Raw genomic sequence first — 14,000 nt, forward strand, 5'->3', positions numbered from 1 at the left:
GTCATTCGACAGCGGCGGCCGTCAGCTTCCGGATCGTCATCGGCTCGGCGAGGATCAGGTCCAGCACGTGCTTGACGTGGTGGAAGTGGGGCGTGGTGAAGTGTTCGGCGAGGGCCTGAGGGTCCGTCCATTCCTCGACGATCACCATGCGGGCGGGCTGGTTGAGGTCGGTGTAGGGCCGGTAGGCCAGGCAGCCGGGTTCCTCCAGGGAGGGTTCGATCATTGCTTCCAAGGCGGTGCGAAGGCGGTCCTCCTGGCCGGGTTCGGCCAGGCACTCGGCGACGACGATGAGGGACATAACGGGTCTCCTGGTATGAGGTGGACGGTTACGGGCGGGCGGGGCCGGTTCCCGCACCGGAGCGGCTGATCGCGGCGGTGATCGCGTCGAGGTCGGCCGGGGTCAGGTGGACGGCGCCCGCCCCGATCCAGCCGTCGACCTGGGCGGGTTGGCGGGCACCGACAATGGCCCCGGTGATACCGGGCCAGGCCAGTACCCAGGCGAGGGCCACCTCGGCAACGGAGGCACCGTGCCGCTCGGCGACGGGACGCAGGGCATCGGCCAGACGGAGGTTGGCCGCCAGCCCCGTGGTGAAGTCGTGGTGCGAAGAGCGCCAGTCATCGGCGGACAGGTTCGCGGCGCGTTCGGCGGAGAAGGCGCCGGTGAGCAGCCCGGACTGGAGCGGGGAGTAGACGATCACGCCGGTGCCGTGGGCGCGGGCCCAGGCGATCTCGGGTGCCGCGGAGCGGTTGATGGCCGAGAACGGCGGCTGGATGACGTCGACAGGGGCGATCTGCTCGGCGGCCTGAAGCTGCTCGGGCGAGTGGTTGGACAGTCCGATCGCTCGGACCTTGCCCTCCTTCTTCAGATCGGCCATGACCTGCCAGTACTCCTCCAGCGGAGTGGCGTTCGGCGAAACGGCGCCGCTGCCGTCACCGGCGTACTCCAGGGACGCGCCGGTGTCCGGCCAGTGCACCTGGTACAGGTCGATGCGCTCGACGCCGAGGCGCCGCAGTGAGTCCTCGATCTCCCGGCGCACACTGTCGGGCCTCATGCTCCGCCGGGGTGCGGCGTGCGGGTCGGCCGAATCCCAGACCAGCCCGACCTTGGTGAAGACGTACGGGCGCTCGGCGTCGGACAGGCCGGCGACGGCCTTGCCGACCAGTTCCTCGGCATGACCGAGTCCGTACACGGCGGCGGTGTCGATCCAGTTGACACCGGAATCGACGGCGTGGCGGATCGCGGCGATCGACTCGGCATCGTCGGTGGCACCCCAGCCGAAGTGCCATCCGGAACCCGCCACCGCCCACGAGCCGAAGCCGAGGCGGGTGATGTCCATGCCGGTGCTGCCGAGGGGAACGGTCGGCAGGTCGTGGTGGGTTGTCATGTCGGAGAACTCCCCGTGAGAGCGGATCACCAGGTGCCGCGGGGCAACCGGTGGACCGGAACCTTTCCGGTGCCCACCACTGTCGTCGCCCGCGGACGCCCCACCCAGGGCCTGCCGGTGCCTGGGCACGGCATGACCAGGCTTGCGGGGCCGCGGGCGGGAGCGGGGCGGGGATACTTGCCCCATGCCATTGGACAGACGTGCAGAACTGGGTGAGTTCCTGCGATCCCGCCGCGCCCGGCTGCAACCGGAGAGCCTGGGGCTGCCGCACTACGGAGGCCGTCGCCGGGTCCCCGGGCTCCGCAGGGAGGAACTGGCCCAGCTGGCCGGGGTGAGCGTGGACCACTACGTCCGGCTGGAGCAGGGCCGTACCCTCCACTTCTCCGAGGCGGTCCTGGACGCGGTCGCCCGCGCCCTGCGCCTGGACGCCGTGGAGCGCGAGCACCTCTACCGGCTGGCACGCCCCTGGTCCGAATCGGACCGCACGGAAGCAGCCGCCCAGCCCCAGCAGGTACGGCCCGGGCTGCGCCGGCTGCTGGATTCGGCAGCCGACGTCCCGGCCTACATCGTCGGGCGGAACACCGATGTCCTGGCCTGGAACCGCCTTGCCGCAGCGCTGATCACCGATTTCGGTGCCCTGCCACCGCGGCAGCGGAACCTGGCCCGCCTGGTGTTCCTGGACGAGGGGATGCGCAGCCTGTACGCCGACTGGCGCGGCAAGGCCGGCGATGTGGCCGCCTACCTCAGACTCGATGCGGGACGCCACCCCGATGACCCGCGCACGGCGGATCTGCTGGACGAACTCTGCGACGCCAGCCCAGAGTTCCGGGAGGCCTGGGCAGAACACGAGCTCAAGGACAAGACCCACGGGCGGTACACCTACCTCCATCCCGTGGTCGGCAAGCTGGACCTCGGCTTCGAAACCCTGCGCCTCCCCGACGACCCGGACCAGGCCCTGATCGCCCACACGGTCGAGGAGGGCTCCCCCTCCGAGACCGCCCTCCATCTGCTGTCTGCCTGGGCTCAGGAAGGTTCACCGGTGGGTTGATCCACGATCGGCAAGCGCCGGTCCACTGGGACAACTCCCCGTACGGGCAGGGTCATTGGCGGCTGACCGTGCGGGTCACGCCCGCGACGATCGTCGTCGCCAGGATCCATCCGGTGATGATCAGGGCGTACGACAGCCACTGGTGCCAGCCGGCAGGGGCGAACGCCGACTCCTGGCCGAAGTTGATGATCGGCAGGAGCAGGTCGAGGGTGTAGAAGACGGGATTGAAGTCGGGGGCCTCGTCCGCCTTGACGGGGCGCGGATGGTCCAGGCCGTACGCGATCGATCCGATGGCCATGAGGGACAGCAGCCAGACCGCAGCCCGCAACGGGCGGAAGCCGTAGCCGACGGTGGCGTCCTGGACGTACCCCCACAGGCGTCCGTACCAGGTGAGCGTGGTGCGTCGGCGGCGCTGCTTGGCGAGTTGGACGAGCCGGGCCGCGTCGTCGTCACCGACGTGGCGGTAGGCCGCCAGCAACTGCTCGTAGCCGTGCGGATCATACGGCTCGCCGTCCCGCTCCAGCATCGGCAGGCGGCGCTCGGCCGGCTCGTGCGGGGTGAGCACGGTGTACGTGAGATTGCTGAGGAACACCTGGTCCGGCAGCATCTCCGGTTCAAGGGTCAGGATCTCTATATGGGAACGCCGCAAGTTCAGGGCGCCCTCGATGCGATCGCCCCTGCGCAGCCAGAGTTCGCCGATGACACAACTGCTCGCCCGCAGTGCCGTGTCGCCCGGATGCGACAGGTGGGCGTGGAGCAGGTCGAGACGGCCCGAGATGCGGGAGCCGCGGAGTTCGACCCGGCCCTGCGCCCGTATACACCGCGCCCGTACATGGCCTCCCACATTGAGGTTCTGCGCGTCCAGCGCGGTGCCATGGGAAGTGGTGAACTCCGCGTCCTGCACGTTGATCCGCCCGGCGACGGAGGCCCCGGTGAGCCGTACCTGTCCGTGTGCGCGGATCTCCGGCGCCCACAAGTCGTCCCCGATCGAGGCCTGGTTGAGCTGCAGCACCGGTTCGGAGTCGTCCGGCGCCGTGAATTCCGCCCGTTCCATGAACAGCGCCCCGGAGATCTGCGCCCCGCCGAGCCGCACCGGCCCCCGCATACGGCAATCCGTCATCCGCAGCACCCCCTCGACCCGCAAGGTCGCCGAGGTCAGGCCCGGCAGAACGGAGGCACTCAGATTGAGCTGCCGCAGCTGGGCGCCGTACAGGTCGGGAACGTCGTCGAAGTGGCAGTGGCTCAACCGGATCGCCGCGTCGATCGTGGCGTACTTCAGGTCCAGTACGCCGGTGATCCGCGCCCCCGTGATCTTGAGCGCGGCAATCTCCCCGTCCTCCCGAGGCGCCTTGAGCAGCAGCGCCCGCAGCACACTCGCCCGTACGGTCCGCTCGGCGCCCCAGGCATCGCCGAGGGCCGGATCCTCGTTCTCGGCGGCACGGAAGTCGACGGACTCGCCTCGCGGAAAGGCCCGCCGGATACGTTCCTCGGCCGGCGTCAGATCGTTGGTCGCATTCACGCCGGGACTGTGACGTGCCGGGTTCCGGCTGTCAACTGCCGTACGGAGAAGACGTCATGGCACGATCCGATGGTCTTCCCGCTCCGCCTGGAGCCATAGCCCCCGGAGGTACCGTTCCGGGACTTTCCCCGTGGCAGCGCGGAAGAATTGCGTGAGAGGTCGAGACGAGAGGCAGGGGACGGCAGGGTGACGGCGTCGAGGGCCGCGATCGGGCGGCACGACCTGCGGGTGAAGATCGCTGTGCAGCGGGTGCGGCTGGGCGGCGAGGAATTCCGGGTGATCCGCCCGGCGGCGCCGCTGAACAACGGGGCGCTGTACGAGACCAATCATCGGGACGAGATGTATGTGGACCGGACGGACGGTCGGCGCATCGGAACGCTGTGGCTGCTCGCGGCGCGGTCCCCGCGGTCGTTGGTGTATCTGCCGATGCGCACCACCCCGAGCGCGCCCGGAACCGGCTGGCAGGACGAGAAGCCGCTCGATCTCGTGCTGGCCCACCGGTCGTTGCAGTTCCGGCCGTCCCGCTGGAAGCGGCTGCGCGAGCGCATCACCGCGGGGAATGCGCCGCGGGAGCTACGGACCGCGAGCGTCCCGGAGCAGGACGTACTGCCGGACAGGAGGATCGCTCACGCGGCCACGGGCGGCCGGCGGAACGGGGACCCGCTCCGCCGGTGCCTCCATGCCGAGACGCTGTTCCTGACCGGCGCCACGAGCGCGTTCAGGGAATCGGCCCGACATGTCTTCACCGTGACGAAGGAGGGTCCGCCCGCTGCCGCGACCGAGCTGTACCTTCCGGGGCCCGGCTGCAACTACCACGCCTGCCGGAGCTTTTACACCTCGCAGGGCCTGCCTGGGCACGATCAGGCGGAGTTCCATGTGGCGTTCACTCCGCGCTGGGTGACATGAGCGGCACGCCGATCGTTCCGCAGACCGCTTCAGCCCTCCTGCTCGCCTGCATGCGGCGTGGCGCCCTCCACGTCCTCCACCTCCTCCAGCAGGTCGGAGATGATGGAGTCCTCGTCATCGAAGGTCAGCCACCAGTCGCAGAAGGCACGGCCGTACTCCGAGAGCGCTGCGTCGTATTCCGCGCCGGGATCCCCGGCAGGGGTCAGGTCGAAGGTGTGCTTGAGCCAGCGGACATAGGCGTCCCGGGCGGGCACGTCGTCCGCGTCATCGGCGTCGTCGACGGCGAGCAGGCGAAAGAGCTCACGCAGACTGCGCGCGGCGATGAACAGGTCGCCCTCGTCCCCGCAGAAGATCACCGGCAGTGCGGCGAGGTCCGTACGGTCGTCGCACTTCCACAGGGCGTAGAAGGAGCCGGAGTGCGTGGCCTGCGCGAAGGGAATGAGACGGGCCCGCATTTCGGCGGGTGGGTTCGGCCCAAGGGCGGAAACCCTGCCGTAGGCGAAGAGCTCGAATCCGTCGGAGAAGGACTTGCCCTCGACGTGCTCCTCGAATTCCTTGAGACGGTTGAGTTCCGGTATGGGGGAATAGGCGCTGGTGCTCACGAAATCTCCGCGGGTGCCGGTCGGATGGACGCGAAGCCATGAGCGTATCGACGGGGTCTGACAGTGCCGGGACGCTGTCGGGGGCGAGGGGCCGGGGCCGCTAGGCGGGATTCTTGCCGTCCTGGGCGGTGTGCCAGGGCACGAACGCGTTGTGCAGACCTGCGAGGGCGGTGCGGAGCTCGGGGTAGTGACGCAGGAGGACGGTGACCATGGAGTTGTCGTCGATCCAGGCCATACCTGCCTTGGAGTACACCTCGGGCGTGTAGTACTCGGTGAAGAAGCGGTCGCTGTTCAGCCGTCGGGAAGCCATCAGGATGAAGATGCGGAATGCCGTGTCGCTGAAGGCGAACCCCTTGGGGAGCTTCTCCGCGTACATCCCGACCGTCAGGTCGACCTTTTCGATGTCGTCACCGTAGACCTGCTTGATCTCCCTCGCCCACGCCGGGTTGTCCGTCAGCTCCTCGAAGCTCTCCGCGGGCTTCAACCGCAGCAGCCGGCGGAATTCGTTGTAGCGGGGGACGCCCAGTTCCCGGCTGCGCAGGATGTCGGTGGCGGCCAGGTCCTGCAGATGCCCGTCGGGACGCTCGTATTCCTGCAGGAACTTGGGGAAGTTGTGCAGGGTCACCAGACCGGGATGGAGCGTTCCGAAGCTGTAGAGGAGATCGGCCATGGGCACGGTTTCGAGGACCTTCAGCGCCTCCGGGCCGGCGATCTCCCGGAAGGTCCGTTCACCCAGTGTGGCGTCGTCCGCGGCGGAGCGCAGATGCCATTCGTCCCGGACGAGGGGGTGCATGCGGTAGACGGCCACGAACTCCTCGGTGAGCGCGTACGGGACGCCGTAGTGGTCGGTCTCGCCGCCGGGGATGCCGCTGAGCACCTCGCTGCCGCTGATCCGGCCGAAGAGGTCGTGAACCCGCTCGCCGGCCAGGCCCCACCAGTTCGCCCGTAGCGCCTTGACGGTGGTGGGGTGGCTGATCACGGCGGGTGTCCACTCCACGGTGTGGATCTTGGCGAGCAGCGCGGCGTTGACCAGCCGGGCACGCTGGAACAGCTCCTCGTCACCCCAGGACGGATAGGCGGCGTGCAGATGGTCGCAGATCGCGTTGTGCTCGTGGGCGAACAGGTTCTGCATCATGGCCAGGCCCAGCCAGAACCCCGGGACGAGGGACGGGTCGGTGGCCGGATCCAGGGAGGACGGGGACTTCCCGTTGTTCCAGAGGTGCAGTTTGCCCAACTCGCCGGTGCGCAGCCGCTGTTGCTCCTCCGCGCTGGACCCGTAGATCTGCGACGCGTCCCACCAGTGGGAGTTGACATTGACGCGGGTGTCGGGCGTCCCGGCGGGGGCTTGGGGGTCCCGGGTCGGGTCGTCCGGTGTCCGCATGATCCGCATCGGGTGTTCCGGCCAGGGGTCGTCGTCCACGAGCGGCACTTCCCAGGGGCGTTCCGTGGGGCTCGTGCCGTGGCTGAACCAGTCGCGGACCATGAACTGGAGCCAGGCGGTGACCAGGGAGTTGACCGAGTCGGCGGGGGTCATCTCGTGGCGGGTGAGGAGGGCCCGGCTGACCTCTCGGGGGTTCGGCCGGGCCAGGACCGACTCGGGCGTGGTCGGCGCGATGCGGTCCAGCGGGATGTTGCGGCCGAAGCGGCTTCCCGCCATGCCCATGCGCGGCGCGCCGAGGTCGTTGTGGCTGCCGTCGGCGGTGCGGTTGACCCGCTGGCTCGGTGACGGTGGTGCGGGGTCGGGGCGATGGGCGAACGGCAGTCCGGTGGTGTCGTGCAGGTTCTTCTGCCGGAGCTTGACACGCAGCCCGAAGAGCGTCAACAGGCCGGGCAGGACGGGCAGTTTGTCCCAGCCGATGCGTCGGTCGACGGCGGTGGCAATGCCGGTGACGACCCGCCACGGGAGGGACGTACGGTATCCGGCGGAGGGGCGCCGGGAGGTGGTGCGTCGTTGCATACCCATCGCAGTGCTCCTTGCTCGGTACTGGTCAGGTGGCACGGGTCGCCGGGGCGTAGCGGTGGTCGCTCGTCACGGCAGCGATCGCGTCGCGCACGTCGCGCGACAGGTCGATCGGAGAAGCACCGGGCCCCTCGGTCACTTCCGCTTCCTCTGCCCGGCGCACCCGTCGGTGGCGGCGCACTCGCCGGTGGCGGCCAGGTACGTGTTGGTGGCCGAGATGAGCGTGGTCAGGGCGGCGGTGCGCGGTGGTACCTGGCCGCGGATGCCGAGCATCGCGGCGGTCACGGTGTCACTGGCGTGGATGAGGACGCCCTCGCGCAGGTCCGCACGCAGCCGGGCGCCGTCGTGGGTCAGCAGAGCGAGCCCGAGCAGGATCGTACGGATCCCGAAGAGCCGGAAGGCGTAGACGGCCGCCGGGCTGGGCTCATGGTCCGGGTCGAGGCGCCGGATGAGCACGGACGGTGTCAGGAGCCCGGTGACGCCGTTGAAGAGCCGGATTCCGGCGAGTGCGTAAACCGAGGCCGGACGGTGGGCCGGTCGCTTGACCATGGTGGATCTCCCTGCGGGACGCCGTGGCTTCGGCGACTGCCAGGCACGAGAGCCTGCGACGGAGCACGGAGCCACACTCAGCATCCGGACGCATCGAAGCGAGATGCACATCGAAGCACCCTGCACATCGACGTGCCGTTGATGCCAGCGTAGGAGGAGGGGCATGAGGCCGCACCTCGAAGGCGGGGCAAGGAAGTTGATTCCCGTTTGAACGACATCAGGAGGGCGTCGATCAGGCTCCGGAAGCGGTACCGCGCCCGTCCGATGCCGCCCCCCGGCTTTCCTCGGGCGTCGCGGACGGCGGCATGAGCGGGGCGGTGCTGGCCCGGGGGATGAGATGCGTGGGCAGGACGATGTGCCGCTCCCGGTCGGCGTCGGGGGTCTCGATGAGCGCGCAGGCCAGCTCGCCGGCGGCCCGGCCGATGTCCGTGGGTGACTGGGCGATCGTGGACAGCCCCGCCCAGCGGGCGATGTCGTGGTCGTCGAAGCCGAGCACGGACAGCCGCTCGGGGACGTCGAAGCCGCTCGTGCGCAGGGTCGACAGGACCGCCACGGCGAGCTCGTCCTGTTCGACGAAGAGTGCGGTCGGCGGTTGCTGCAGGCTGAGCAGCCGGCCGACCGCCTCGACGACCGTGCGGTCCTGCCCCAGTACGGCACCGACCACCAGATCGTCGTCCAGGGGGACGCCCGCCTCGGTGAGCGCCTGCCGGTAGCCGGTCAGCCGTTCGTTGGAGCTGAAGGTGAAACCGCTGACGCCGATCGCCCGCAGGAAGCCGATCCGGCGGTGTCCGAGGTTGAGCAGATGCCGGGTTCCGCCGAGCGCCCCGGCCACATCGTCGACGTACACGCTCGCCCGGCCTTCGGCGTGCTGGCTGACGTATATGACCGGCATCTGCAGATCGTCCAGGCGGGCGCTCTCCTCCTCGGTGAGGTCGAAGGAGAACACCAGCAGCGCATCGGCGTTCCGGCGGGCGGGCAGGCGCTCGAAGAAGTCGGCCCGGGCGGCCATGTCGGGCACGTAGTAGACCACCAGCTCCAGGCCCGCCGCGCGCAGCACCGGCCCGAGTCCTTCCAGTGCCGAGCCGACGAACCAGGAGTTGAGTATCGGCACGAGCACGGCCACCACCCCGGTCTTGCCGGTGACCAGGCTGGCCGCCTGTCGCGAGATGGCGAAGTTCAGCTCTCGGGCCGCGCGCTCGACCCGCTCCCGGACCTCGGCCGAGACGGAGGCGTAGCCGCGCAGGGTGCGCGAGACGGTGGAGGCGGAGACGCCGGCGCGTTCGGCGACGTCGGCCATCGTGGGGTGCCGTTGAGCTGGTGACATGCACGGACGGTAGCACGGTGAGCACGAGCTCCCGGGGATTCATGACAGCGCTGTCACGCACTCAATCCCCGGTCGGTATCGGGTGATTTTCCCTTATAGAAGCTGCACGGTACAGCCGGATGACCTGCGGATTACCAGGGCGTAACGCATTGACTTCCCCTGGGTGCCCTCTTAGCTTGAAAGCGCTGTCTCGGCGGTGTCACCGTTATTCCCAGGAGCGATCCTCCACCTTCCCTGACCTGCCAGCTCATCCACTTGATGACGGAGACAGCGCAATCAGTAACGCTCTGCACGCCCCTGTCCATGCCATCCGGCGACCGCTGCCGGGAAGGGTTGAGCTTCCGCATGACCACAGTGAGTTTCGAAAAGGTCACCCGGCGCTATCCGGGTGCCGACCGCCCCGCGGTCGACGCACTCCATCTGGACATCGCCGACGGCGAGTTCCTGGTCCTCGTCGGCCCTTCCGGGTGCGGCAAGTCCACCAGCCTGCGGATGCTGGCCGGTCTGGAGGACGTGGACGACGGCGTGATCCGCATCGGCGACCGGGACGTGACCCACCTGCCACCCAAGGACCGGGACATCGCCATGGTGTTCCAGAACTACGCGCTCTACCCGCACATGAGCGTCGCCGACAACATGGGGTTCGCCCTGAAGGTCGCCGGTACGCCGAAGGACGAGATCCGCCGCCGGGTGCAGGAAGCGGCCAGGATCCTCGACCTGGAGGCGTACCTCGGCCGCAGGCCGAAGGCGCTGTCCGGCGGGCAGCGGCAGCGGGTCGCGATGGGCCGCGCCATCGTGCGGGAGCCGCAGGTGTTCCTGATGGACGAGCCGCTGTCCAACCTGGACGCCAAGCTGCGCACCCAGACCCGCACCCAGATCGCCGCGCTCCAACGCCGGCTGGGCGTCACCACCGTCTACGTCACGCACGACCAGATCGAGGCGATGACGATGGGCGACCGGGTCGCCGTGCTGAAGGACGGGGTGCTCCAGCAGTGCGCCGCCCCGCGCGTCCTCTACGACGCGCCGGCCAATGTGTTCGTGGCCTCGTTCATCGGCTCGCCGGCCATGAACCTCCAGGAGGCCCGGATAGCCGACGACGGAGTCCCGCTCGGCGGCGGCCGGGTGCCGTTGCCCCGCGGTGTGCTCGCCGCGGTCGCGGCCGAGGGAGGCGACCGCGTCGTGGTGGGCTTCAGGCCCGAGGCGCTGGACACCGTCGCACCGGGCGAGCCGGGACTCGGCATGGCGGTGTCGATGGTGGAGGAGCTCGGCTCCGAGGCGTACGCCTACGGAACCCTCCAGGGTGACCACGACGGCGGCACGGGCGCCGGCAGCGGCACCGGGAGCCTGGCCGCCGGAACCGGGGCCGGCGTCGTCGCCCGGGTCGACCCGCGGACCCCGCCCCGGAAGGGCGAACGGATCACCCTGCGGCTCCGGCCCGACGGCACGTACTTCTTCTCGGCCACGACCGGCGAGCGGCTTCCCAACGAGTGACCGGCCACCGCCCCGGTTCGCACCCCCAGGAGAGACAGTGAAGAGCAGAACCATCAGAGCGCTGCAGGGCGCGGGCGCGGCCTGCGCGGGGCTCGCCGCCCTCGCCGCCTGCGGCCCCGGCGGCGCCACCACGGCCGGCGGCCGGCCCACGTTCGAGGGACGCGGCCCCATCACCTACGTCGCCGGCAAGGACGCCTCCGGGTCCATTCAGGCGGTGATCGACCGCTGGAACAAGCGACACCCCAAGGAGAAGGTCACCTTCGTCCAGCTGCCCACGGACCCCGACGCGCAGCGCGAGCAGATGATCCAGAACGCCCAGACGAAGTCCGATGCCTATACGGTACTGGCGCTCGACGCCGTGTGGACCTCGGAGTTCGCCGCGCACCGCTGGGTCGACCGGCTGCCCGAAGAGCAGTTTCCGTTGCGGCAGATGCTCAAGCCGATCGTCGAGACCGGGAAGTACCGCGGCGGTCTGTACGCCCTGCCGTTCAGTTCCGACGGCGGCATGCTCTACTACCGCACCGACCTGCTCAAGAAGGCCGGCATCGCCGGACCGCCGGCCACTTGGGCGGAGATGAAGGCGGACTGCGCGAAGGTGAAGCGACTGCCCGAGGCGCGGGGGATGTCCTGCTACGCGGGGCAGTTCCAGAAGTACGAGGGCCTGACCGTCAACTTCGCCGAAGCCGTGAACTCCGCCGGCGGTGTCGTCACCGACGCCAAGGGCAACCCGCACGTGGACACCCCGCAGGCCAAGCGGGGCCTGGACTTCCTGGTCAACTCCTTCAAGGACGGCACGATCCCTAGGGACGCCGTCACCTACCAGGAGGAGGACGGCCGCCGCGACTTCCAGGCCGGAAAGCTGGTCTTCCTGCGGAACTGGCCCTACGCCTACCCCCTGATGGCCCAGAAGGACGACGCCAACAAGGTCGCCGGCCACTTCCGTGCCGCACCGCTGCCCGGTCTGAACGGCCCCGGCGCCTCCAGCCTGGGCGGCCACAACCTGGCCCTGTCCGCGTCGGCGGAGAACAAGGCGACGGCGATCGACTTCATGAAGTTCCTCGCCAGTCAGGAGATCCAGCGCTTCACGCTGTCCCGCGCACCGGGCGCGCCGACCTACGACGCGCTGTACAAGGACCCGAAGCTGGTCAAGCAGTACCCGTACCTCCCCACCCTCAAGCAGTCGATCCTGCACGCCGTGCCGCGGCCCCGGGTCTTCCGGTACGGCGATGTCACGGCGGCGATCCAGCAGCAGGCGTACGCGGCCCTGACCGGCAGCACGAGCAGCGCGCAGGCCCTCAAGGACCTTCAGCAGACCCTTCGGCAGCAGGCTGCGGGAGAGTGAGGAGCACACCATGGTGACGACGCAGAACCCGGCCGCGCCACCCGCGCTGTCCCTACCGGCCACGCCCCCGCGGCGCCGGCCCCGGGCCACCTCCGGTTCCGGCCGGCTCGCGGCCCTGCTGGTCTCCCCCACGCTGCTGGTGCTGGCGGTCGTGGTGCTCTACCCGACGATCGTGGCGCTCAAGGACTCGCTCTACGGCACGCCAGGCCTCAACCCGAAGACCGGATTCGTCAACGAGACCGACCCGTTCGTCGGGCTGCAGAACTACGGCGCGATCTTCGGTGCGGCCGGCGCACGCTTCTGGAACGCCTTCTGGAACACCACGTTCCTGACCGCCACCACGGTCGCACTGGAGACGGTGATCGGCATCGCGATGGCGCTGATCATGCACCGTGCGTTCCAGGGACGGGCTCTCGTACGGGCCAGCATCCTGGTGCCGTGGGCCATCCCCACCGCGGTGAGCGGTCTGCTCTGGCGCTGGATCTTCAACAGCAACGGCGTGGCCAACGCCCTCACCGGGCAGCACATCCTGTGGACCACCGAGGGGTTCCACGCCAAGCTCGCGGTCATCATCGCCGATGTCTGGAAGACCGCACCGTTCATCGGCCTGCTCGTCCTCGCGGGACTGCAGGTGATCGACAAGGAGGTCTACGAGGCCGCCAGGATCGACGGGGCGGGCGCGCTGCGGCAGTTCTGGAACATCACCCTGCCGCTGGTGAAGCCCGCACTGCTGGTGGCCGTGCTGTTCCGGACGCTGGACGCGCTGCGGATGTTCGACCTGCCGTACATCCTCATCGGCGCGCAGAAGACCTCGGTGGAGACGCTGTCCATGCTCGCCCAGGACCAGGCGGCCAACGTGCGCTTCGGTCCCGCCGCGGCCTACGCGGTGATCCTCTTCGTCTATGTCTTCCTGATCGCGCTGGCCTTCGTCCGGCTGCTGGGCGCCGACGTCGTCGGTGACGACGGCCCGGCCCGCCCGCGCCGCCGGTGGCGCTCGCACCGACGCACGGAGGTGGCGGCATGAACACCCTCTCCCCGAAACTGCGCAAGGGGCTGCTGTACGCGGGGGTCGCCGCGGTCGTCGCCTACTGCCTGGCACCGTTCTACTGGATGCTGGTCTCCAGCCTGCGGCGGACCTCCGACATCTTCGCCAACTCGCCCTTCCCGACCCGCCTTTCGTTCGAGAACTACCTCGCCGTCCTCGACCCGTCCGAGTCCTTCACCCGGGCGCTGCTCAACAGTGTCGTGGTGGCCGGCATCACCACCGCCGTGGCGCTGGTCCTGGCCACCTTCACCGCCTACGCGATGGCGCGGCTGGAGTTCCGGTTCAAGCGGCTGGTGCTCACCCTGATCATCGCCACCTCCATGTTCCCCGTGGTGTCGATCGTCGTCCCGCTGCTGAAGATGTTCGTCGACTTCGGCTGGATCAACAGCTACCAGGCGATGATCGTGCCCAGCATGTCCTTCACGCTGCCGCTCGCGGTGTGGAACCTGACCGCCTTCTTCCGGCAGATGCCGCAGGAGCTGGAGCACGCCGCCATGGTCGACGGCTGCACCCGCGGCCAGGCGTTCCGCAGGATCATCGTCCCGCTCGCCGCGCCGGGCATGTTCACCACCGCGATCATCACCTTCATCGCCGCCTGGAACGAATTCCTCATCGCCCTGTCGATGACGAACAAGCCGGAGATGCAGACGGCACCCGTGGCCATCTCCAAATTCTCCGGAGCGAGCCAGTTCGAGACCCCGTTCGGCAGCCAGATGGCGGCGGGCGTACTGGTCACCATCCCGCTCGTGATCATGGTGCTGGTCTTCCAGCGCCGGATCGTCGCCGGCCTCACCGCCGGTGCGGCGAAGTAGTCCCGCACCGCACACCG

Annotated in this window: 13 protein-coding genes; 6 read left to right on the top strand and 7 right to left on the bottom strand. The window is 69.3% G+C overall.

What is annotated here, in order from left to right; all coding sequences use genetic code 11:
* Position 1 precedes the first annotated feature (1 nt).
* Positions 2-298, bottom strand: coding sequence for a putative quinol monooxygenase (locus tag V2J85_RS01785; protein WP_261953462.1), 297 nt, complete (start codon positions 296-298; stop codon positions 2-4).
* A 28-nt stretch (positions 299-326) separates the two neighbouring features.
* A complete protein-coding gene (locus tag V2J85_RS01790) occupies positions 327-1,385 on the bottom strand; it encodes an aldo/keto reductase (RefSeq protein ID WP_330820410.1) in 1,059 nt (352 codons plus the stop codon).
* A 184-nt stretch (positions 1,386-1,569) separates the two neighbouring features.
* Here V2J85_RS01790 and V2J85_RS01795 point away from each other — a divergent pair, with 184 nt between their 5' ends.
* A complete protein-coding gene (locus tag V2J85_RS01795; protein WP_330820411.1) occupies positions 1,570-2,433 on the top strand; it encodes a helix-turn-helix transcriptional regulator in 864 nt (287 codons plus the stop codon).
* Between the two features lie 52 nt (positions 2,434-2,485).
* Here the strand turns inward: V2J85_RS01795 and V2J85_RS01800 are convergent, their stop codons facing one another.
* On the bottom strand, positions 2,486-3,952 hold the full coding sequence (locus V2J85_RS01800) for a membrane-associated oxidoreductase (protein ID WP_261953459.1): 1,467 nt from the start codon (positions 3,950-3,952) through the stop codon (positions 2,486-2,488).
* A gap of 186 nt (positions 3,953-4,138) precedes the next feature.
* Between V2J85_RS01800 and V2J85_RS01805 the strand changes: the two genes are divergently transcribed.
* Positions 4,139-4,858 carry a hypothetical protein gene (locus V2J85_RS01805; RefSeq protein ID WP_330820413.1) on the top strand — a complete coding sequence of 240 codons (720 nt, stop codon included), beginning with the start codon at positions 4,139-4,141 and terminating at the stop codon, positions 4,856-4,858.
* A 29-nt stretch (positions 4,859-4,887) separates the two neighbouring features.
* On the opposite strand, the gene V2J85_RS01810 is transcribed toward V2J85_RS01805, so the two are convergent.
* From V2J85_RS01810 to V2J85_RS01825, 4 genes are all read right to left on the bottom strand, one after another.
* Positions 4,888-5,460: a hypothetical protein gene (locus V2J85_RS01810; RefSeq protein ID WP_261953457.1), complete on the bottom strand. Its 573-nt coding sequence runs from the start codon at positions 5,458-5,460 to the stop codon at positions 4,888-4,890.
* 100 nt (positions 5,461-5,560) lie between these two features.
* A complete protein-coding gene (locus tag V2J85_RS01815; protein ID WP_330820415.1) occupies positions 5,561-7,423 on the bottom strand; it encodes a peroxidase family protein in 1,863 nt (620 codons plus the stop codon).
* 132 nt (positions 7,424-7,555) lie between these two features.
* Positions 7,556-7,969, bottom strand: a complete 414-nt coding sequence (locus V2J85_RS01820; RefSeq protein WP_330820417.1) for a hypothetical protein — start codon at positions 7,967-7,969, stop codon at positions 7,556-7,558.
* A gap of 232 nt (positions 7,970-8,201) precedes the next feature.
* The gene (locus V2J85_RS01825; protein ID WP_330820418.1) at positions 8,202-9,293 is read right to left on the bottom strand and encodes a LacI family DNA-binding transcriptional regulator; all 1,092 of its coding nucleotides are present in this window, start codon (positions 9,291-9,293) and stop codon (positions 8,202-8,204) included.
* A 345-nt stretch (positions 9,294-9,638) separates the two neighbouring features.
* Between V2J85_RS01825 and V2J85_RS01830 the strand changes: the two genes are divergently transcribed.
* The 4 genes from V2J85_RS01830 to V2J85_RS01845 are packed head-to-tail and all read left to right on the top strand — an operon-like array spanning position 9,639 to position 13,983.
* A complete protein-coding gene (locus V2J85_RS01830; protein WP_330820419.1) occupies positions 9,639-10,784 on the top strand; it encodes an ABC transporter ATP-binding protein in 1,146 nt (381 codons plus the stop codon).
* Between the two features lie 37 nt (positions 10,785-10,821).
* Positions 10,822-12,126, top strand: a complete 1,305-nt coding sequence (locus V2J85_RS01835) for an ABC transporter substrate-binding protein (RefSeq protein ID WP_330820420.1) — start codon at positions 10,822-10,824, stop codon at positions 12,124-12,126.
* 10 nt (positions 12,127-12,136) lie between these two features.
* A complete protein-coding gene (locus tag V2J85_RS01840; protein WP_261953452.1) occupies positions 12,137-13,150 on the top strand; it encodes a carbohydrate ABC transporter permease in 1,014 nt (337 codons plus the stop codon).
* On the top strand, positions 13,147-13,983 hold the full coding sequence (locus V2J85_RS01845) for a carbohydrate ABC transporter permease (RefSeq protein WP_261953451.1): 837 nt from the start codon (positions 13,147-13,149) through the stop codon (positions 13,981-13,983). The genes V2J85_RS01840 and V2J85_RS01845 overlap by 4 nt, the downstream gene beginning before the upstream one ends.
* Positions 13,984-14,000 lie beyond the last annotated feature (17 nt).

The organism is Streptomyces bugieae (assembly GCF_036352915.1).
In the GTDB taxonomy this organism is placed as follows: domain Bacteria; phylum Actinomycetota; class Actinomycetes; order Streptomycetales; family Streptomycetaceae; genus Streptomyces; species Streptomyces endophytica.